Source organism: Prosthecobacter sp., assembly GCF_049294395.1.
In the GTDB taxonomy this organism is placed as follows: Bacteria; Verrucomicrobiota; Verrucomicrobiia; order Verrucomicrobiales; family Verrucomicrobiaceae; genus Prosthecobacter.
Map to the genome: position 1 here is coordinate 1 of NZ_JBAQCR010000208.1, position 2,834 is coordinate 2,834.

A 2,834-nucleotide genomic window follows, 5' to 3' on the forward strand; every position below is an offset into this window, starting at 1 on the left:
GTTCAGGCACAGCGCATCATACACCGCCTTGCCCGGATGATCCACCACGGCGGCTGCGCTGGCGATCTTCTTCACATACTCGGCCTGTTTGGCATTGCCGCCAAAAGTGAGCTTCGCCATCACCGGCACATACTGCGGCTTCAGGCTCTTCACCACCTGCTTGAGCGCGTAGTCAATGAACCTGTCCGTCGGCTTGTCGAGCGCCTGCACCGCCACCTCCACGGCTTCGGGTTTGGTCACATGCGCGCAGGCCACCACGGCTTCCAGACGCACACGCGGATTCTCGTCACGCACGGCCTGGGCCAGAAGTTCCAGCGATTCCGTCGCTCTTGCCCCATACGCACGCACGCGGGCATCCTTCGCCTTGAGCAAACGCTTCACCAGGTCCGCGTTCGGCGCCTCATGCGATTCATACACACCGCAGACTTCCATCAGCAAATGTTCGTCGTCATTCTTCGCGATGAACGCATCCGCTGCCTTCAGCACCTCCGCCGTCGGCGCATCAAACAGCAGGCGCTTCGCTTGGTAGCGCGTCCAGCGCTCCGGTGACTTCAGTTGCTCCAGCAGTTCCGCCGGCTTCATCTCTGCCAGCTTCGGCTGTTTCACGGGTGCACGGCCCTTGGCCGTGATGCGCCAGATGCGCCCATGCGAGCGGTCACGGCGCGGGTCCGCATAGCTCGCCTGATAGTGGCCGATCACCGGATTGAACCAGTCGCACAGATACATCGCGCCATCCGGCCCGATGCTCACATCCACCGGCCGAAACGAGGTGTCGCTCGATTTCACCAGCTTCGGCAGCTGCGTGCTCTTGAAGCCGGAGCCATCATCTTCCAGGCGGTGCAGTTCCACCACATTACCAAAGTAACCGCCGATCAGCGCGCAACCCTGAATGTCATCCGGCAGCGCTTTCGTGCCGATGAACTCCAGGCTGTTCGTCTTGGGATTCGAGTCGAACAAAGCCCCAGTGGGGTGGTATTCATCGGGATCGGCCAGCGCCACCAGTCCAGGCACGCTGTAGTAGCCCACCGGACGGTCGCCGCTTTTGTGGAAGACCTGATTGTAGTCGTCAAACGCCACTCCCCAGCAGTTGTGCCCCGCTTTGCCCCCGTTGAAGTAGGCCGCCATCTTCTGCGTGCGCTCATTCAGTTTCCACACGCCCGCTTTTTCCAGCCGTGCCAGCCCCCAGGCCGTTTCCACCCGTGAAAACGCATGCAGCCCCTGTGTGAACCACAGCGCGCCATCCGGACCATGGCAGATCGAATTAGCCAGTTGATGAGTGTCGCCAATGCCAAAGCCTGCAAACAGCACCGTCTTCTCATCCGCCTTGCCGTCGCCGTTCGTGTCCTTGAGATGTACGATCTGGTCGAAGTCACAGACATAAACGCCGCCCGCTCCCACCTCAACGCCCTGTACCATCGTCAAACCTTCCGCAAAGCGCGTGGACTTGTCCGCCTTGCCATCGCCATCCGTGTCTTCCAGCACGAGGATGAAATCAGACGGCTTGATGCCCGGTCGGGTCTGCGGATAAGTCGGAGAGCAGGCCACATACAGGCGTCCGCTTTCATCCCAGGAGAACTGCGTCGGCTTCGCCACGCCTTCCACCTCAGAAGCGAAAAGATTCATCTCATAGCCTTCAGCCACCGTGAATGCCGCCATCTGCTGCTCCGGCGTCAGCACCGTCTCCGTCACCACTTTGACTTCCGGCTTCGGCTCATCCTGCACCTTCTCACCCTTGGCCAGCGCATGAATTCGCGCGTCCAGTTTGGCTACGAGCGGTTTGCGTTCTTCAAAGCTCTCGCGTAGCGACGGCGCATCCTGCGCAGGCTTGCCAAACATCTGCGTCACCCGGTCGCCATAGACGAACGACCAGTTCGCCGGACGCCAGCAGTCGAACCACAGGCGGTTCTTTTCCACAATCGCCGCCTTCAGCGCGGTGAGGTCATCTGCCTCGCTCGATGAGGCCCCGAGCTGCTGCGCGATTTCCCGTGCCACCACGCGCAGTCCCAGTGCATTCAGATGCAGACCATCGTCGGTGATGCGTGCCTTCGCCGCCGGAATCGACAATGGCGTGAACAGATCGACAAAGATCGCCCCGCGCTGCTTTGCCACTTCGCGCACCGCCTCGGCATAAGCCTTCACATCCTCATTCCGCTGCGTCAGGTCTGGCGCATGGGATGCCGTGGGCTTTTCAAACGGCATTGGCGACACCAGCACCAAACGCTTGGTCTGAGCGGAAAACTGGTCCAGCAGACGATGATAGGCCGACTTGAACTCCGCCAGCCGCTTCACCCCATCAAACGACTCCGTCTGGCCAAATTGCGCGATCACAATGCCCGCACCCGCCGCATCCAGCTGCGCCTTCCAGTCGCCGAAATTCAAATCCCGCCATTGCTCATACACGGTGTCGCCCTCCCAGGCCATCGAGCGAAAACGCGGCTGCTTGGCCGCATACGCCGTGCCGAACACCGCTTCAAATTCGCCCACCTTCTGCTCGCGCACCAGATTCTCCTGGCCCGCCATCACGATGACCTCGTCCTGCTCCAGCACAAACTTGCCATCCTTGAACGCCTCATGTTTTGCCACCGCTGCCCCCGGATTGCCAAAGCGATTCAGCACATCCTTCTCCTCAGGCACCATCGCGTCCGGCAGGGCCTCAATCGTGATGTTGCGGTAGGAGATCTGCGCCTTGCACTTGCCATGGATTTGCAGAGCGATAAGTCCCTTGAGATCAATGCCCGGTTCGCGCTCGTTGTAATCAACCGTGCGCACCTTGTTCACAAACAACTGAATGCGCTGCTCCTCGGCCCGAATCTCATAGGTGTTCCACTCGCCCG

1 protein-coding gene is annotated in these 2,834 nt (G+C 60.4%); it reads right to left on the minus strand.

Annotated features, from left to right (window positions below):
* On the minus strand, positions 1 to 2,834 hold a 2,834-nt coding region (locus WAW39_RS13765), incomplete at both ends, for a PVC-type heme-binding CxxCH protein (RefSeq protein WP_422319761.1).